The sequence below is a fragment of the Trinickia mobilis genome, assembly GCF_017315705.1.
Lineage (GTDB): Bacteria > Pseudomonadota > Gammaproteobacteria > Burkholderiales > Burkholderiaceae > Trinickia_A > Trinickia_A mobilis.
This window is the reverse complement of the sequence record NZ_JAFLRF010000006.1, coordinates 121,135-138,857: the sequence shown is the minus strand read 5'-3', so window position 1 is coordinate 138,857 and position 17,723 is coordinate 121,135. Positions and strand designations below refer to the sequence as shown.

At 66.8% G+C, this 17,723-nt stretch carries 12 protein-coding genes; 6 read left to right on the top strand and 6 right to left on the bottom strand.

Annotation, left to right across the window (positions count from 1 at the left end; genetic code table 11):
• The first annotated feature begins 39 nt into the window (after positions 1-39).
• Positions 40-1,512: a circularly permuted type 2 ATP-grasp protein gene (locus tag J3489_RS10810; RefSeq protein ID WP_206997740.1), complete on the top strand. Its 1,473-nt coding sequence runs from the start codon at positions 40-42 to the stop codon at positions 1,510-1,512.
• Between the two features lie 170 nt (positions 1,513-1,682).
• Positions 1,683-2,657 carry an alpha-E domain-containing protein gene (locus J3489_RS10805; protein WP_206997739.1) on the top strand — a complete coding sequence of 325 codons (975 nt, stop codon included), beginning with the start codon at positions 1,683-1,685 and terminating at the stop codon, positions 2,655-2,657.
• A gap of 51 nt (positions 2,658-2,708) precedes the next feature.
• On the opposite strand, the gene J3489_RS10800 is transcribed toward J3489_RS10805, so the two are convergent.
• Positions 2,709-3,773, bottom strand: a complete 1,065-nt coding sequence (locus J3489_RS10800) for a zinc-binding metallopeptidase family protein (RefSeq protein WP_206997738.1) — start codon at positions 3,771-3,773, stop codon at positions 2,709-2,711.
• Between the two features lie 187 nt (positions 3,774-3,960).
• Here J3489_RS10800 and J3489_RS10795 point away from each other — a divergent pair, with 187 nt between their 5' ends.
• From J3489_RS10795 to J3489_RS10785, 3 genes are read left to right on the top strand one after another with little or no spacing between them, the layout of a single operon-like run.
• Positions 3,961-7,407: a transglutaminase family protein gene (locus tag J3489_RS10795; protein ID WP_206997737.1), complete on the top strand. Its 3,447-nt coding sequence runs from the start codon at positions 3,961-3,963 to the stop codon at positions 7,405-7,407.
• A gap of 56 nt (positions 7,408-7,463) precedes the next feature.
• Entirely contained in the window at positions 7,464-10,043 is a 2,580-nt protein-coding gene (locus J3489_RS10790; protein WP_206997736.1) for a circularly permuted type 2 ATP-grasp protein, read from the top strand.
• Entirely contained in the window at positions 10,040-10,930 is an 891-nt protein-coding gene (locus J3489_RS10785; RefSeq protein ID WP_206997735.1) for a transglutaminase family protein, read from the top strand. Before J3489_RS10790 ends, J3489_RS10785 begins: the two co-directional genes overlap by 4 nt.
• Positions 10,931-11,003: 73 nt before the next feature.
• Here J3489_RS10785 and J3489_RS10780 read toward each other — a convergent pair whose 3' ends face one another.
• Positions 11,004-12,563 (bottom strand): ABC1 kinase family protein, encoded by a 1,560-nt coding sequence (locus J3489_RS10780; protein ID WP_206997733.1) that lies wholly within the window; start codon positions 12,561-12,563, stop codon positions 11,004-11,006.
• 205 nt (positions 12,564-12,768) lie between these two features.
• Here J3489_RS10780 and J3489_RS10775 point away from each other — a divergent pair, with 205 nt between their 5' ends.
• A complete protein-coding gene (locus tag J3489_RS10775) occupies positions 12,769-13,524 on the top strand; it encodes a DeoR/GlpR family DNA-binding transcription regulator (RefSeq protein WP_206997731.1) in 756 nt (251 codons plus the stop codon).
• Between the two features lie 51 nt (positions 13,525-13,575).
• Here J3489_RS10775 and J3489_RS10770 read toward each other — a convergent pair whose 3' ends face one another.
• From J3489_RS10770 to J3489_RS10755, 4 genes are all read right to left on the bottom strand, one after another.
• Complete coding sequence (locus J3489_RS10770; RefSeq protein WP_242539933.1) at positions 13,576-15,159, bottom strand: DHA2 family efflux MFS transporter permease subunit; 1,584 nt, start codon at positions 15,157-15,159, stop codon at positions 13,576-13,578.
• Between the two features lie 247 nt (positions 15,160-15,406).
• Positions 15,407-15,700, bottom strand: coding sequence for a hypothetical protein (locus tag J3489_RS10765; protein ID WP_206997726.1), 294 nt, complete (start codon positions 15,698-15,700; stop codon positions 15,407-15,409).
• 78 nt (positions 15,701-15,778) lie between these two features.
• Positions 15,779-17,038 carry a dicarboxylate/amino acid:cation symporter gene (locus tag J3489_RS10760; RefSeq protein ID WP_206997724.1) on the bottom strand — a complete coding sequence of 420 codons (1,260 nt, stop codon included), beginning with the start codon at positions 17,036-17,038 and terminating at the stop codon, positions 15,779-15,781.
• Positions 17,022-17,687, bottom strand: a complete 666-nt coding sequence (locus tag J3489_RS10755) for a GntR family transcriptional regulator (RefSeq protein WP_206997722.1) — start codon at positions 17,685-17,687, stop codon at positions 17,022-17,024. Before J3489_RS10755 ends, J3489_RS10760 begins: the two co-directional genes overlap by 17 nt.
• Between the last annotated feature and the right edge of the window lie 36 nt (positions 17,688-17,723).

Here is a 17,723-nt window from a genome sequence, read left to right as displayed (position 1 = left end):
GGCGGCACATTGGGCACGCACAACAAACGGGTACCGCTTATGACGCAAGCATTCTTCAACGAGATGTTCGAGCGCAACGAGATCGAGGCCCGCGGCACGACCGCAGCCGCTTTCCTGTCGAGCGGCGAGCCCCGCGCGCATTACCGCCAGTTGCTCAGGTGGATGCAAAGCCAGAGCGAGCAGCAGATCCGCGACAAGCGCGCCGAAGCCGACCTGATCTTCCGCCGCGTCGGCATTACGTTCGCGGTATACGGCGCACAGGATGAAAGCGGCGTCGGCACCGAGCGCACCATCCCGTTCGACGTGATCCCCCGCATCTTCCCCGCCGAGGAGTGGGCCGCGCTCGAACGCGGCTTGCGGCAGCGCGTCAACGCGCTGAACCAGTTCATCCACGACATCTATCACGAGCAGAACATCGTGCGCGCGGGCGTGGTGCCCGCCGACCAGATCGTCGGCAACGCGCAGTATCGTCCGGAGATGCAGGGCGTGAGCGTCGCGCGCGACATCTACGCGCATATCGCCGGCATCGACATCGTGCGCGCCGGCGCCGGCGAGTTCTACGTGCTCGAAGACAACCTGCGCGTGCCGTCAGGCGTCTCGTACATGCTCGAGAACCGCAAGATGATGATGCGGCTCTTTCCCGAGCTGTTCTCGCGCAACCGGGTGGCGCCGGTCGCGCACTACCCGGACCTGCTGCTCGACACGCTGCGCGCCGCGGCGCCGCAAGGCGTCGACAACCCGACCATCGTCGTGCTGACGCCGGGCATGTACAACTCGGCTTACTTCGAGCACGCGTTTCTTGCGCAGCAGATGGGCATCGAGCTGGTCGAGGGGCAGGACCTTTTTGTCGAAAACGATTACACGTATATGCGCACGACCCAGGGCCCGCAGCGCGTCGACGTGATTTACCGGCGCGTCGACGACGACTTCCTCGATCCCGACGTCTTCCGCCCCGATTCCGCGCTGGGCGCGGCGGGCTTGATGTCCGCCTATCGCGCGGGCAACGTGACGCTGTGCAACGCGGTCGGCACGGGCGTCGCCGACGACAAGTCGATCTACCCGTATGTGCCCGACATGGTGCGCTTCTATCTCGGCGAGGAGCCGATCCTCAACAACGTGCCGACGTGGATGTGCCGCAAGCCCGACGACCTCAAGCACGTGCTCGACCGCCTGCCCGAGCTCGTGGTGAAGGAGACGCACGGCGCGGGCGGCTACGGGATGCTCGTCGGCCCCGCATCGACCCAGGCCCAGATCGAGGCGTTTCGCGCGGTGCTCGTCGCGCATCCCGAGAAGTACATCGCGCAGCCGACGCTCGCGCTCTCGACGTGCCCGACCTACGTCGAGGCGGGCATCGCGCCGCGCCACATCGACTTGCGTCCGTTCGTGCTGTCCGGGCACGACGTGAAGATGGTGCCGGGCGGTCTCACGCGCGTCGCGTTGCGCGAGGGCTCGCTCGTCGTGAATTCGTCGCAGGGCGGGGGCACGAAGGATACGTGGGTGCTGGAACGCTAATCCAATCAAAGACGAACCAAGCCTCTTTTGGGAGTTTTTATGAACCACCCCCACGCTTACTATCGTTCGCTGTCGACCGGAGTTAGCGCTTTAGCGCTTACTCCGGTCCCATGCAAAGCTCCCCCCGCGGGGGCGGATGCCTCCCTTGGGGCGGCCCGGCGGGAGGCATCATGCTGAGCCGCACTGCCGACCACCTCTTCTGGATGGCGCGCTACATCGAGCGCGCCGAAAACACCGCGCGGATGCTCGACGCGAACTACCAGCTCTCGCTCTTGCCGCAATCGGACGAGTTCGCGAAGTCCGGCTGGCGCGCGATGCTGTCGATCTCCGAGCTTTCCGGCGCGTACGCCGCCGAGCACGAGAACCTGACGAGCCGCGACGTGATCGCGTTCATGGCGTGCGACAAGAACAATATGTCGTCGATCGTCAGTTGCCTGCGCGCCGCGCGCGAGAACGCGCGCGCCGTGCGCGGCTCGATCACGACGGAATTGTGGGAGAGCCTCAACACCACCTGGCTCGAATGCCAGAAGGTGCTCGCCGACGGCATTCTCGAACGCGATCCGGGCGAGTTCTTCGAGTGGGTCAAGTTCCGCGCGCACCTCTCGCGCGGCGTGACGCTCGGCACGATGGTGCGCGACGAAGCGTTCTGTTTCATGCGCCTCGGCACCTTCATCGAGCGCGCGGACAACACCGCGCGCATCCTCGACGTGAAGTTCGAAATGCGCGAGCAGACCGGCACGCCCGGCGGCGCGCAGTCGCTCGACTACTACCACTGGACGGCGCTGTTGCGCTCGGTGTCGGGCTTCGAGGTGTATCGCAAGGTCTATCGCGACGTGATCACGCCGGAGCGCGTGGCGGGCCTCCTGATCCTCTTCGGCGACTGGCCGCGCTCGCTCGCGGCGAGCCTCGAGGAAGTGCGCGAGATACTCGGCCGCGTGCGCAACGCGCGCTCGGCGCAGACCGAGCGCATGGCCGAGCAGCTGTACGAGGATCTGCGGCGCGGGCGCATCGGCGAGATTCTCAGCAGCGGCTTGCACGCGTATCTCACCGTGTTTCTCGCGCGCGTGAACGACTTGGCGAGCCGCATCAGCCAGGATTTCCTCGTGCCGCTTGCGCCGCAGGAGCCCGAGAGCGTCGCTGCGTGAGCGCGTGACCTCAGGGTCTGCGCCCGCTGGTAACAGGCCCTGACTTCTTTGCTAACCCTTTGGAGCCGAAGTGAGGATCACGCGATGCACGAAGCGCAGCTTGTCGATGACGGGGGGCGGCAGCGTGAACGGGTAGCCGTCGGGCATGCCGAGGCTGCGGTTCAGGCTGTTCAGCACATAGGTGAGCGGAAACCAGCGTGCCATCAGGCTATCGAAGCCGGCGTCCTCGACGGGCGTCTGGTCGGTCAGCGTCGGTTCGAGCGGGCTGTCGGGCAAGAGGGCGAGTCCGCACGACACGGCCGTGTCGATCGTGTCGACGACGTGCAGGTAGTGCGCCCACGTCTCCGCCCAGTCTTCCCACGGATGCATCGCCGCGTACGCGCTGACGTACGACTGCGCCCAGTCGGCGGGCGGGCCGTTCTTGTAGTAGGCCTCGAGCGCCGCGGCGTAGTCCGCGGTTTCGTCGCCGAAGCGGCGGCGAAAGAGCGGCAGCCAGCGCGTCTCGCCCACCAGGCGGTCGAAGAAGTAATGGCCGGTTTCGTGCCGGAAGTGGCCGAGCAGCGTCCGGTACGGCTCGCCGAGCGACGAGCGGGTGTGCTCGCGATAGGCGTCGTCGGCCTCCGCGACGTTCAGCGTGACGATGCCCCGGTGGTGGCCCGTCATCACGGCGTCGTCGTCGCCGGTGCTTTGGAGGAAGTCGAATTGCAGGCCGCCCTCGGGGTTTTCGGCCCGCGATTCGAGCGTGAGCCCGAGCGCCATCAGCGTATAGAGCAGGCGCCGCTTCGCGGTTTCGAGCCGGTACCAGTAGACGCGGTTCTCCGCAAGATCCAGGTTCGGGATCGTGCCGTTGAACTGGCACGAGCGGCACAGCGTATCCGGTGCAGCGGCCGGGATCATCCAGTTGCAGACGTTTTCGACCGCGTAGTTGCGGCACTGCCGAAAGAGCGCAGCGCCCGTGCCGGGATGCAGGCTGCGCCAGAGGCCGTCGCCCGCGTCTTCGAACGCGCTGATCTCGCCGACTTCGGGGACGTAGCCGAGCAACGCGCTGCAGCGCTCGCAGAGCACGTTCTCGAAGAACACCTGTTGCTGGCAGCGGTTGCAGTGGAAGGTTTTCATCGCGCTGGTTCTGGTTTCGCCGGACTCGCGTGAAGGGCGGTCATGGCGTCGCGCGGGGCCCCGCGCCACGTGCGGCCTGTGCCGCAAACTTTATGCCGTGCCGTGCGGCCGTGTCACGTGTTTCACTCGGAGCGCACGCAAAAATGCAGTCTTGTCCATCGGTTGGCGTTCTAGTCAGGAGCCCTGTGTGTCTATTCGAGTCGCGTTGAACCACGTCACGCATTACCGCTACGACCGCCTGGCCGGGCTGTCGCCGCAAGTCGTCCGCCTGCGGCCCGCGCCGCACTGCCGCACGCCGATCGTCTCGTATTCGATGCGCGTGGAGCCTGCGCAGCACTTTATCAACTGGCAGCAGGACGCGTTCGCCAACTATCAGGCGCGGCTCGTGTTTCCCGAGAAGACGCGCGAATTCAAGGTGACGGTGGACCTGGTCGCCGAGATGGCGGTCTACAACCCGTTCGATTTCTTTCTGGAGCCGGACGCCGAGCGATTTCCGTTCGCCTACTCGGACGATCTCGCCCACGAGCTCGCGCCGTACCGCGTGAAGCGCGAGCCGACGCCGCGCTTTGCCGAGTTTCTGGCGAGCATCGACCGCACGCCGATGAAGACCATCGACTTCCTGGTCGACCTGAACCAGCGGCTGCAGCGCGAAATCGGTTATCTGATCCGGATGGAGCCCGGCGTGCAGACGCCGGAACGGACGCTAGAGCTGCGCTCGGGCTCGTGCCGCGACACCGGCTGGCTGCTCGTCGAGACGCTGCGGCAGCTTGGGCTCGCGGCGCGCTTCGTGTCCGGCTATCTGCTGCAGCTCACGCCCGATACGAAATCGCTCGACGGCCCGAGCGGCACCGAAGTCGACTTCACCGACCTGCATGCGTGGTGCGAGGTCTACCTTCCGGGCGCGGGCTGGATCGGCTTCGATCCGACCTCGGGCTTGCTCGCGGGCGAGGGGCATATCCCCGTCGCGTGCACGCCGGAGCCGGGCAGCGCCGCGCCGATATCGGGGGCGGTCGACGACTGCGAGGTGGAGTTCGCGCACGCGATGTCGATCGTCCGCGTGCTCGAGACGCCGCGCGTCACGAAGCCGTATGCCGAAGCGGATTGGGCCGATGTCGTGAAGATGGGGGCCTACGTCGATTCGCAACTGTTCGAGCAGGACGTGCGGCTGACGATGGGCGGCGAGCCGACTTTCGTCGCGGTGCGCGACCGCGACGCGCCCGAGTGGAATACCGACGCGCTCGGCCCGACCAAGCGCGGCTATGCGGTCGCGCTGATGAGCAAGCTGCGCGAGCGCTACGGCACGAACGGCTTTCTGCACGGGGGGCAGGGCAAGTGGTACCCGGGCGAGCAGTTGCCGCGCTGGGCGATGTCGCTCTATTGGCGGGCCGACGGCGAGCCGTGCTGGCGCGATCCCGCGCGCTTCGCGGACGAGCGCGAGCCGGGCGTCTACACGTCGGCCGATGCCGAGCGCTTCATCCGCCACGTGGCGGCGAAGCTGTCGGTCGACGCGAAGCATGTGCTGCCGGGCTACGAGGACGTCTGGTACTACCTGTGGCGCGAGCGCCGCCTGCCGGTCAACGTCGATCCGTTCGATTCGCGGCTCGACGACGAGATGGAGCGCGTGCGGCTGCGCCGCGTGTTCGGCGCGGGGCTCTCCGCCGTGACGGGCTATGTGCTGCCGCTCGCGCGCGAGAACGGCAACGACCGCGGCGGGCCCGCGCTGTCAGGGCCGCGCTGGGTCAGCGGGCCGTGGTTCTTCCGCGACGATCGGATGTACCTGATTCCCGGCGATTCGCCGATGGGTTACCGGCTGCCGCTCGATGCTTTGCCGTGGGTGTCGGAGGCAGACTATCCGTACCTGCATGCCCAGGATCCGTTTGCGCCGCCGTCGCCGCTGCGCACGGCGGCGGAATTGCGCATGCAGTATGCGCTCGACAGGGCACCCCATACGACGGCTGAGATCGACCGCGGCGAGCGCGCCGCGCCCGACTCGCAGCGGGTGCCCGCGCGCGGCGAATCGGCAGCGTGGATCTGGCGCACGGCGCTGTGCGTCGAAGCCCGGGATCCGGCGCGCGCAGCGGGCCCGAAGGTCGAGGCCGACGCGTTCGGCCGCGGGCGGAAGCTGCTGCACGTCTTCATGCCGCCGCTCGCGGCGCTCGACGACTATCTCGATCTGCTCGCCGCCGTCGAGGCGAGCGCGGCCGAGCTCGAGGTCAAGGTGGTGATCGAAGGCTATCCGCCGCCGCGCGACCCGCGCCTGAAGGTGCTGCAGGTGACGCCGGACCCGGGCGTGATCGAAGTGAACATCCACCCGGCGTCGAACTGGGACGAACTCGTCGACCATACGGAATACCTCTATCAGTCGGCGCACGAGTCGTATCTGTCGACCGAGAAGTTCATGCTCGACGGCCGCCACTGCGGCACGGGCGGCGGCAACCACTTCGTGCTCGGCGGCGCGACGCCCGCGGACAGCCCGTTCCTGCGCCGCCCCGACCTGCTCGCGAGCCTGATCGCGTACTGGCACAACCATCCGTCGCTGTCCTATCTGTTCTCCGGGCTCTTCATCGGTCCGACGAGCCAGGCGCCGCGCGTCGACGAGGCACGCAACGACCAGGTCTACGAACTGGAAATCGCGTTTCGCGAACTGCAGCGCCAGGTCGACTTGCTCGCCGGCATCGGCGACGTTGACGGTAACGGCGCGGGCGGGCAGATTCCGCCGTGGCTCATCGACCGCGCATTGCGCAACATCCTGATCGACGTCACCGGCAATACGCACCGCGCCGAGTTCTGCATCGACAAGCTCTATTCGCCCGACGGCCCCGCCGGCCGCCTCGGCCTGCTGGAGTTGCGCGGCTTCGAAATGCCGCCGCACGCGCGCATGAGCCTCGTGCAGCAGCTCCTGCTGCGCGCGCTCGTCGCGCATTTCTGGCGCACGCCGTACACGACGCGCCTCACGCGCTGGGGCACCGAACTGCACGACCGGTTCCTGCTGCGCACCTTCGTGCAAATGGATTTCGACGACGTGCTCGCCGACCTGCGCGAGGCCGGTTTCGCGTTCGAGCCCGCTTGGTTCGCGCCGCATTTCGAGTTCCGCTTCCCGCTCGTGGGCGAACTTCATACCGGCGGCATCTCGATGACCGTGCGCAACGCGCTGGAACCGTGGCACGTGATGGGCGAGGAGGGTTCCGCGGGCACCACGGTGCGCTTCGTGGATTCGTCGGTCGAGCGGCTCGAGGTGCGCGTGCTCGGCCTGAACGACAATCGCCACGTCTTGACTGTCAACGGCATGCCGCTGCCGCTGCAGCCGACGGGCCGCGTCAGCGAACTTGTCGCCGGCGTGCGGTTCCGCGCGTGGGCGCAGCCCTCCGCGCTGCATCCGACGATCGGCGTGCATGCGCCGCTCACGTTCGACCTCGTCGATACCTGGACGGGCCGCTCGCTCGGCGGATGCCAGTATCATGTCGCTCACCCTGGCGGCCTGAGTTATCAGACGTTTCCGGTCAATGCTTACGAAGCCGAAAGCCGGCGGCGCGCGCGCTTCTTCACGATCGGCCATACGCCCGGCCCGCTCGACGTGAAGGTGCCCGATCGCATGCTGGAATTCCCGTTCACGCTGGATTTGCGGCATCGTTGAGCAGGAAGCAGTGAAGCGGGCCGCCGGGCTTTTGAACGACCAGAACCGATACGACCTTGTCTTTCCAATCGACCTTGCCCTTCGACGCCACGACGCTCCATGCGGACGCCGTGGCGCGTCTTCGTGCCTTGCCGGTGCGCGAGGGGCATTGGGACGAGCTGCGCGACGCGTCGGGTCTCTTGCGCGAGCCTTGGCGGCATTTCTTCGAGCTGCTCGGCGACGAAGGCGTGGCTGGCCTCGACCAGGCGCGCGCGTCGGTCGCCCAGCAGGTGCGCGACAACGACATCAGCTACAACGTCTACGCCGACAAGGGCGAGCCGCGTCCGTGGTCGCTCGACCTGCTGCCGTACCTGATCGACGACGGCGAGTGGGCGGTGATCGAGCGCGGTGTCGCGCAGCGCGCGCATCTGCTCGACGCGATCGTCGCCGACATCTATGGCCCGCAGACGCTGCTTTCGCACGGCCTCCTGCCGCCCGCGCTCGTGTTCGGGCACGCCGGCTACCTGCGCGCGGTGAAGGGCTTCACGCCGCCGGGCGGACGCTATCTGCAGATCGTCGCGGCGGACCTCGTGCGCGCAACCGACGGGCAGTGGACGGTGATGTCGCATCGCACCGAGGCGCCGTCGGGCCTCGGCTACGCGCTCGAAAACCGGCTGATCGTCTCGACCCTGTTCGCCGAGCCGTTCCGCGCGATGCGCGTGAGCCGCCTCGCCGCGACCTACTCGCAACTGATCGCGACGCTCGCCGACGCGGCCCGCACGACGATGCGCGGCGGCGACCCGAGCGACTCGCCTCACATCGTGCTGCTCACGCCCGGCCCGTTCAGCGAGACCTACTTCGAGCATGCGTTCCTCGCGCGCTATCTCGGCATGACGCTCGTCGAAGGCAAGGACCTGACGGTGCGCGACGACATGCTGTATCTCAAGACCTTCGCCGGGCTCGAACGCGTGCACGCCGTGCTGCGGCGCCTCGACGATACGTTCTGCGATCCGGTCGAATTGCGCGCCGATTCGACGATCGGGGTGCCCGGTCTCCTGCAGGTGATGCGCGCGGGCAACGTGATGGTGTCGAACGTGCCCGGTGCCGGCTTCGCCGAATCCGCGGCCCTGCACGGCTTCATGCCGGGCATCGCCAAGGCGTTCCTGAACGAGCGGCTCGCGCTGCCGAGCGTGGCGACCTGGTGGTGCGGCGAGGACGCCGCGCGCGAGGCCGCGTTCGCCCAGCTCGACGAAGCGTTCGTGCTGCCGGCCTGGCCCGCGCCGCAACCGGGCGGCGCGCCCGGCATGGCGCAGGGGCGGCAGCGGCTCGCGGCCTGGCGCGAGCGCATCGAGCGCGCGCCCGACGCCTACACGATCCAGGCGCCGCTGCCGTATTCGTACACGCCGCGCTACGAGGAGGGCACGCTCGCCGGACGGCCCGCCGTGCTGCGCGTCTATGCGATCGCCGATTCCATCGGCGGCTGGCACGTGATGCCCGGCGGCTTCACGCGCCTCGCCGCCGAGCGGCAGTCGAGCGCGTCGATGCAGTTCGGCGGCAGCAGCGTCGATACCTGGGTGCTGTCGAGTCAGCCCAGTTCGACGTTCACGCTGCTGCCCTCGCCGATGGCGCCGGGCGATCTCGCGAGGAAGCCCCATCGGATCGTGTCGAGCCGCGCGGCGGAAAATCTGTTCTGGGCGGGCCGCTACGGCGAGCGCGCGGAAAACAGCGTGCGCTTGTGCCGCTTGATCCTCGGTTCGCTCGAAAGCACCGACGACGAAGCCGCGCTCGCGACGCTCACCGACCTCGCGACCCGCTGCGGCCTGCTGCCGAACGACGACGCGCTCGCAAACCTCACGCCGGGCGCGTTCGAGCGCGCGCTCGTCGCGGGCCTCGGCGAGCACACGGGCGCGTCGAGCATCGGCTACAACCTCGCGAGCCAGGCACGCGCATGCGGCGAAGTGCGCGCGCGGCTGTCGAACGACCACTGGCGCACGATACTCGCGGCGCGCAACGGCTTTCGCGACGCACTCGCGTGCTTTACGCAGACGGGCAACGGCGCGCGCTACGATCGCGTCGCGCTGATGGACGCGCTCGAACATCTCGCGACGCAGCTCTCGGCGATCAGCGGTTCGCAGGGCGACCGGATGACCCGCGACGAAGCGTGGCGGCTGCTCTTTGCGGGGCGGCACATCGAACGCGTATGGGCGATGTCGACGTTTTTGCGTGTCGTCGCCACGCACGGGCGGCTTGCGCGCCCGGAGAGCTTCGATCTGCTGCTGCAGCTTTTCGACAGCACGCTCACGTATCGATCGCTGTACCCCGGCCGCGTCGAGGTGCCCGCGCTGCTCGATCTGCTGGTTGTCGACGCAACCAATCCGCGCGGGCTCTACGGCGTCTACGCCCGGCTGTGCAAGAAGCTCGACGAGATCGCGGAAGCGGCGGGCAGCACATGGCGGCTGCCGTTTGCGGAACTGATGCCGGGCGTCGACACGCTGCCGACGCTCGAGCGCCTGTGCGCGTCCGATGCGAGCGGCGCGTACCCCGAGCTGTGCGATGTCTGCGACCAGCTCGGCATGTACGTCGCGGCGGCGTCCAACGAGATCAGCGCGCGCTACTTCAGCCACGCGAACACGTTTACCGCGCAGGTGTCGTCATGACCGCCGCGCGTACCGTGCTGTCCGTATCGCACCGGACGACTTATCGCTACTCCACCTACGTCGAGACCGCGCAGCATCTCGCGACGATCCGTCCCCTGTCGTGTGCGTGGCAGCACGTGATGTCGCACGAAGAGAAGATCGAGCCGAAGCCGTCGTATCAAACGAGCCGCGTCGACGCGTTCGGCAACGACGTCCTGTACTTTTCGCTCGATGCGCCGCACGACAGCCTGCATATGACGAGCGAAACGATGGTGCATCTGCTGCCGCGCTGGGCGTCGCTGGACCCGGAGCAGACGCCCGCGTGGGAGAAGGTCGCCGAGCGTTTGCGCTATTGCGCGGGCGCGGCGTTTCATCCGGAGTCGGAGTTTTGCTTCGCGTCGCCGAACATCCTGCCGCGCCCCGAGTGGCGCATCTACGCACTGCCGAGCTTTGCGCCGGGCACGCCGGTCGTGGCCGGCGCGATCGACCTGATGCACCGCATCCACGCGGATTTCGAATACCAGCCGTCCGCGACCGCGTTCGATACGCCGGCCTCGCGTGCGTTCGAACTGCGCCGCGGCGTGTGCCAGGATTTTGCGCAAGTGATGATCGGCTGCCTGCGTTCGCTTGGCTTGCCGGCGCGTTATGTGAGCGGCTATCTGCGCAACGATCCCGCGCCGGGGCAGCCGAGGCTGATCGGCGCGGATGCGTCGCATGCGTGGGTCTCGGTGTTTTGCCCGGAGAGCGGCTGGGTCGATCTCGATCCGACCAACGACGTGCTGGCCGATCTCGATCACGTGACGCTTGCGGCGGGGCGTGATTACAGCGATGTGTCGCTATTGCGCGGGATGATTCTCGGCGGCGGGCAGCATCAGGTCGAAGTGGCGGTGAGTGTGTTGGCGCTTTGAGCGCGGGGTGGGGCCGCACTCGAAGATCGCTTGATAATCGTCCCGCTCGGTTCGCGACCGGCTAACGGCGACGTTAGTGCACAAGGCACATCGCCCCGACGCCAAGCAGCCCGCCGCACACCACGCACGCCCACAAAAGCACGCGTGTGCGCCGGTATTCGCGCTCCAGTTCATGCGCCCATGCGGCCGTATCGAATTGCGGGCGATGCCGATCGTGATGCTGTTGCAGCGCCCGCATCACGAGTTGCGGCAGCCGCGGCGCGATGTGCGCGAGATGGGGCAGCTCTTGCGACAGGTGCTTGATCCAGCCGCGATGATCGAGATCCTTGCGCGCGATCTCGCCGAGCGTCTCTTTGGCGATGAGCCAGGTATCGACGCTCGGATGCAGCATGCGCGCGAGCGATTCGGCTTGCGCGAGCGAATGCTGCGCGGCGGCGAGACGCGGCGACACGTCGCCGTCGAACGCATGCGCCGCGCCCAACAGGTGCTGCAACAGGCCGCTTGCCGAGCGCTCGTGCGTATCCGCCGCGAAGTGCGCCTCGCTGCGCCTGCGCAGCTCCGCTTCGAGCACTTCGGTGCGCGTCGATTGCGGAACGTGGCCCGCTTCGCGATGCATGTCGGCGATCCGTCCGTAGTCCTGAGCGAACAGCGCCGTCGCGCCGTGCACGAAAAACTCGCGCTCGGGCGCAGACAGGCTCGACATGATCGAGAAGTCCGCGAGCACGAGGCGGCCGAGCGTGGCGGGCTCGATGCTCACGCGAACGCGTCGCGCGTCGAGCGCCGCGTGAAAGAAGCCGTGTTCGAACGCCTGCTGCGCGATGACTTCGACGATATGCGCCGCAAGCCGCGCGACGTTCACGCGGTGCGCGTGCAGGCCGTCGATATCGGTGGCGGCCAGCGTGTCGACGCGCTGCGTGACGAGCGTGCTGGGCGTGACGAGATCCCAGATGACGTCCGGCACGACGAGCCGCGTGTCGCGTTCGAAATGGCGGCCCGACTGCGAGAGATTCGCCGCTTCGGCGCGCGGATCGAAGCGGCGCAGGATGTCGGCGGTGAACGATTCGGCGAGCGCGTGCATTCGCAGCCTGCGCGCGGCTGGCGAAAACTTCTCGATCAGGCGCGCTGCCCAGCGCAGCAGCGCGGCCTCGTCGCCGATCTGCTGGACTTGCTGCATCCGCAGCAGCTTGATCGTGACGTCTGTGTGGCCGCTTTCCGGCATCGCCAGCCGCGCGGCGTGGATCTGTTCGGCAAAGCCGCTTTGCACGGGAACGAGGTCGATTTCGGCGAACAGCTCCGCGAGCGGGCGGCCGAAGGCCGCCTGCAATACCTGCCCGGATTGCTCGGGAGTCAACGGCGCTTCGAGATGGCTGACGGCGTCGATCGCGTCGTGCAGCGTGTGCATGGCGAGTTCCGGATGCTCGCCGAGGCTTTCGGCAAACGCGCTCGCAAGCGGGCCCAATCGCGGCAGTGCACGATGCAGGCTCGCGCGCGTGCCCTCGGACTCGTGCATGTTTTTGACGAGGGTCGCAAACCAATGAAGCTTGTGGTCCTGCGGCGCGGCGAGCCAAAGCAGGCGCGCGCCGTAACGCAGGATACAAAAAAGCAGCAGCAGCCGACGAAACAGAGTCCTCATGAACGGGAGCGGCGAGTCGAGCAGGCGGGTCGCCTAGGTTAGCAGGGATGCACGGCGAAGGGGAGCGCGGCTTTGCATTCAGGCCGGACGCAAGCCGCATCCTCGTGTCGTGTAAGGATTGCCCTACAGGCTAAAACGGGCGCACGTAATACAATACGCGCGCTTACATTTGACTCCACGCGCCGCTTCCCGGCCGCCATTCGCGATGCTTGCAAAACAACGGCACCAATACATTCTGTCGCAATTGACGAAGACCGGCGCGCTGTCGGTGGCCGAACTCGTGCAGGCGCTCAACGTTTCGCGCGAAACGATCCGGCGAGATCTCAACGCGCTCGCCGAACGCGGTCTCATCATGACGACGCATGGCGGCGCACTCGCCGCGGACCGCCGCGAGCCGAGCCTCGAAGCGCGCGAAGCCGCCAACGCCGCGGCCAAGCGTGCAATCGGCGCGCGCGCGGCCGAGCTGGTGCCGGATGGCGCCTCGCTGATCGTCGATTCGGGCACGACGACGCACGCGGTGGCGCGCGCGCTCGCGGATCGCCATCAGCTGACGGTGTACACGAACGACTGGCGCATCGCGCAAGCGCTCGCGCGCCGCAACGGCAACCGCGTGACGCTGCTCGGCGGCGAACTCTCCGACGACGAGGACGCGACCTTCGGGCTCGACACGGTGCAGCAGCTTGCGCAATATCACGTCGATTTCGCATTCGTCGGCGCGGGCGGCATCTCGGCCGAGGCTTATCTGACGGATTACACGCGGATGGCCGCGGAAGTGCGCAGCCGCATGATCGCGTCGGCGAGCGTCGCGGTGGTCGTCGCCGATCATTCGAAGTTCGGCCGCGTGACGCCGGTGCGGATCAACGGCTTCGAAAACGTGCGCTATCTCGTGACGGAGCTCGCGCCCGAGCGCGCCCTGCGCAAGGCGCTTGCGGCGCGCGGACCGGAGCTGCTGATCGCGTGACGCGCCACGAGCGGGCGTCTCTGCCCGTGCCCGACGGGGCCGTCGCAGACATCAATGCGCGCCGCTTGCGTCCCCGCCGCCGCCTTTGCCCGGCCGCGTTATCCAGATCAGCGGAATGATCAAGAGAAAGATGACCGCGGAGACAAAGAAAATATCGTCGAGGCCCATCATCGCCGCCTGCGTGTTCACCGTGAAATCGAACAACGCATGCGCGGTCTGGCCGTTCACGTTCAAGAGCGATTGCGTCGAGCTCATTTGCTGAGTAAATACCGGATTGGTGGCGCTCGCCTGCTCGGTCAGCCGCACGTGATGCAGGATCGTGCGGTTGTTCCACTCGTTGCTGGCGATCGACGTCCCCACCGCCCCGCAGAACACCCGCACGAAGTTCGACAGCCCCGCCGCCGCGGGCACCCGGTGCGGCGGCTGCCCGGAGAGGATGATCGCCGTCAGCGGCACGAAGAAGAGCGCCATCGGAATGCCTTGCAAGAGCGTCGGCAGCACCAGGTGCCAGGTGTCGATTTCGGTCACGTAGTTCGAGCGCAGCCAGAATACGAACGCAAAGCCGATGAACGCGAGCGTCGCGATGATGCGCGCGTCCGAGCGCGGCAGCACGCGGCCCATCACCGGCGCGAGGATCACGGCGAATATGCCGAGCGGCGCGGTGACGAGCCCGGCGTCGACCGAGCGGTAGTTCAGATACTCCTGCATCCACTGCGGCAGCAGCACCAGATTGCCGAAGAAGACGGCGTACGCCACCGAGATCGCGACCGTGCCGCCCATGAAGTTGCGCTGCGAGAAGAGGCGCAGATCGACGATCGGATACTCCTCGGTCAGCTCCCATACGAGGAAGAACGCAAAGCAGATGATCGCCGTGAGGCCGAGCCCGACGATGAAAGGCGATGAGAACCAATCGAGATCCTTGCCTTTGTCGAGCATGATCTGCAGCGACGCGACCCACGCGATCAAAAGCCCGAGGCCGACGACGTCGATCGGCGGCCGCTTGGTCGGGCTTTCGCGCTTGCGGTAGATGACCCACGTCGTGAAGGCCGCGAAAAGGCCGACCGGAATGTTGATATAGAAGATCCACGACCAACTGTAGCTATCGGTGATCCAGCCGCCGAGCGCGGGGCCCGCGATCGGGCCGACGGTGGCGGTCATCGCCCATAGCGCGAGCGCCGTCGACGATTTTTCCTTCGGATACGAGCCGAGCAGGATCGCTTGCGAGAGCGGGATCAGCGGCCCGGCGACCACGCCTTGCAGCACGCGCGACGCGAGCAGGAACGGCAGGGTCGGCGCGACGCCGCACATCCACGACGACAGCACGAACATCAGGATCGCGCCGACGAAGAGCTTCACTTGGCCGATGCGCTGCGTGAGCCAGCCGGTCAGCGGAATCGCTACGGCATTGGCCGCGGCGAACACGGTGATGACCCAGGTGCCTTCATCGACCGATACGCCGAGATCGCCCGAGATGGTCGGAATCGCGACGTTGGCGATCGACGTATCGAGCACGTTCATGAACGTCGCGAGCGCCACGGCGAGCGTGGCGAGCGCGAGCTGGCCGCCCGCGAGCGGCGGTGGCGGCGCCGGCGGCGCGGCGGGGGCAGCGGGGGCGGCCGAAGCAGGGCTCTCCAATCGTTTCTCCACTTCGCAATGAGGAGCGGGCGATGCGCGCTGCAGGCCGCATGCCGGATGCTGCGAAGCCACTGAGAATACGCGTTTTCCGCAACGCTTGCTGATGGCTGAACGCGTGGCGGATCGGGACGGGAACGGGCAATGCGGGCGGTGGCCGGTTCGAGGCGGTGCCGAAGTTGCGACGGGCGCCGTCAGGCGGGCACTCGCCTGGAAGGCACAAACGATTGCTCCTTATCGCTTCAGGGCACTAGGGGCTTTCTTGCACGCTCGGGCACGCGAAGCTGAAGTTCGAAAGGGCGGCGTCGTTCGTGGCGCCGATCGAGCGCAGATGCTTGCTGCGGATGTTGAGATAGTCGCCTAGCGCATGCAGCGCCGAGGGCACGCGCCGCAGGTGTTCGTCCTCGAGCATCACCTGCGGGTCCGTCATCAGCGACGCGAGCAGCTCCAACGTATCGGCAACGGCTTCGACATCCTTCAAGCCGAGTGAGAACTCGGCGGTATCGACCAACGTGTAGTCGCTCGAATAGGCGGCATTTTCCATGATCGCTTGCTCCGCTCAATGGATGGGCTGGACAAAAAAGGGCGTGCTTCCGGCAATCGACGTGTGTGCCACCGGCGCTCAAGCGTCGCTTCCGACCGCCCCCAGATTGTCGAGCTGTTCGTCCTGCACCGGTTCGGGGTAGGCCTCGCCCGATATCCGCATCGCCACGGCCGTCGCGACGGTGCTCGCATAGACATTCAGCGCGGTGCGGCCCATGTCGAAGAAGGCGTCGATGCCGAGGATCAGCACGACGGCTTCGGCAGGCAAGCCGATGGCCGACAGAATGACGGTGATCGCCACGATCGCACCGGACGGCACGTTGGCGGCGCCGTCGATCGTGACGATCGTGAGCACGGCGATCGTGAAGAGCAGCGGCCAGCTCCAGGTCAGATGGTAGGCGTCGGCCAGGTACCCGACCGCGAGCGCGGTATAGAGCACCGCACCGTCGCGGTTGAATATGTAGGACAGCGGCAGGATCGTGGAAGCGACGGACTTCGGCACGCCCATCTCCGTCAGCCGCTTGAGGTGAACGGGGAACGTGATTTCCGAGGACCGCGTGGTGAACGCGAGAATCAGAGGTTCGCTGACGCGCTTGACCACGGCGGCCGGCGACAGGCCGATCGACTTGACGATCAGCGTGAGCAGCAGCGCGAGGATCGCCATGCCGAGATACGCGACCCCGAGCAGCTTGAGCAACGGCACGATCGCGGTCAGCCCCTTTGCGCCGAGCAGCGACGCGAGCCCCGCGAAGATCGCGAGCGGCGACAGCGCGATGATCCACTCCGTCATCTTGAAGAGGGCCGCGAGCATCGATTCCACCACGGCGATGAACGGCGCCGCGCGCGCTTCGATCGTGGACAACGCGGAACCCAGCAGCACGCCGAAGACGAGCACGGGCAACGCGTTTCCGGACGCCAGGGCGCCGACGAGGTTGGTCGGCACCATGTCGACCAGGAAGTTGGTCCAGTCGATCCCGCCGGCGAGGTTCTTGGGCATCGCTGCAGTTTGCGTCATGGCTGCATTGAGACCTGGCCGGAAGAACAGGTTCAACCCGAGGCCCAGCGCGCCGGCAACCGCCGTCATCAGCAAGAAGAACCCGATGCTGAGCAGCACGGTCTTGCCGAGGCGGCTGCGCTGCACGCCGAGCCGGAATACGCCGACCGTCACCGAGAGCAGGATCAGCGGCATGACGACCATCTTGATCGCGTGTCCGAACAGCGTCGCGAGAAAGGCGAGCTTCGTGCCGGCCGACGGCGCGAAGATTCCGAACAGAATGCCCAGAACCAGCCCGGCGAGCATTTGCACCGGCATGGAGATTCGCTTACTCGGTCGGTTCATGTTCGCCTCGTATGATTCGGATTCGTGCGTCGGTGCCGTCGACGATGTGATTCCACATATGCCGCCGTGCCGCTTCGGGTTCGCTGGCCCGGATCGCTGCGTAAATCTCGAGGTGCTCCAGCGTGCCCCGGCGCACCGTCGCCACATCGTTGCGCTGCAATTCGTTGAGCGCGAGACCGGTCTGTATACGCAGCATCCGGTACGTGGTGAAGAGGCGCTCGTTTTTCGAGGCCGCGAACATCTCCTGATGAAACACCCAGCCGATCCGCTGTTCGATCATCACGTCGGCCGAGTCGTCTTCGATCAGTTGCTGCAGTTGATCGGCTGCTTGGGTCAGTCCTGCCGTCGCCCCGTTGACCGCGGCGAGGTAGGCGGCCGTGCTTTCGAGCGCGAGCCGGACTTCGAAGATTTCGCGCAGGTCGTCGAAAGTCGGGGCGGCCACATAGGTCCCCTTCCTCGGCACGACTTCGACCAGTCCTTCGACCACCAGGCGCTGAATCGCGGAACGCACGGGCGTGTGGCCGAGCATCAGTTCGTCGGCCATGTTCCGCGGCGAAACCGGACGGCCCGGCGGGAGGCGGCCATCGAGGATTCGAGAGCGGATCTGAACGTAAGCCGCCTGCGTATCGGATTGATCGTTGACGAGCATCTGAGATCTCAAGATTCTTAAAAAACCCAAAGCAAA

Bases quoted from the DNA above. Each gene is read 5' to 3' on its own strand.
- J3489_RS10785 (WP_206997735.1), top strand. From the start codon at position 10,040: ATGACCGCCGCGCGTACCGTGCTGTCCGTATCGCACCGGACGACTTAT.
- J3489_RS10765 (WP_206997726.1), bottom strand. From the start codon at position 15,700: ATGGAAAATGCCGCCTATTCGAGCGACTACACGTTGGTCGATACCGCC.
- J3489_RS10780 (WP_206997733.1), bottom strand. From the start codon at position 12,563: ATGAGGACTCTGTTTCGTCGGCTGCTGCTGCTTTTTTGTATCCTGCGT.
- J3489_RS10800 (WP_206997738.1), bottom strand. From the start codon at position 3,773: ATGAAAACCTTCCACTGCAACCGCTGCCAGCAACAGGTGTTCTTCGAG.
- J3489_RS10775 (WP_206997731.1), top strand. From the start codon at position 12,769: ATGCTTGCAAAACAACGGCACCAATACATTCTGTCGCAATTGACGAAG.
- J3489_RS10805 (WP_206997739.1), top strand. From the start codon at position 1,683: ATGCTGAGCCGCACTGCCGACCACCTCTTCTGGATGGCGCGCTACATC.
- J3489_RS10810 (WP_206997740.1), top strand. From the start codon at position 40: ATGACGCAAGCATTCTTCAACGAGATGTTCGAGCGCAACGAGATCGAG.
- J3489_RS10755 (WP_206997722.1), bottom strand. From the start codon at position 17,687: ATGCTCGTCAACGATCAATCCGATACGCAGGCGGCTTACGTTCAGATC.
- J3489_RS10760 (WP_206997724.1), bottom strand. From the start codon at position 17,038: ATGAACCGACCGAGTAAGCGAATCTCCATGCCGGTGCAAATGCTCGCC.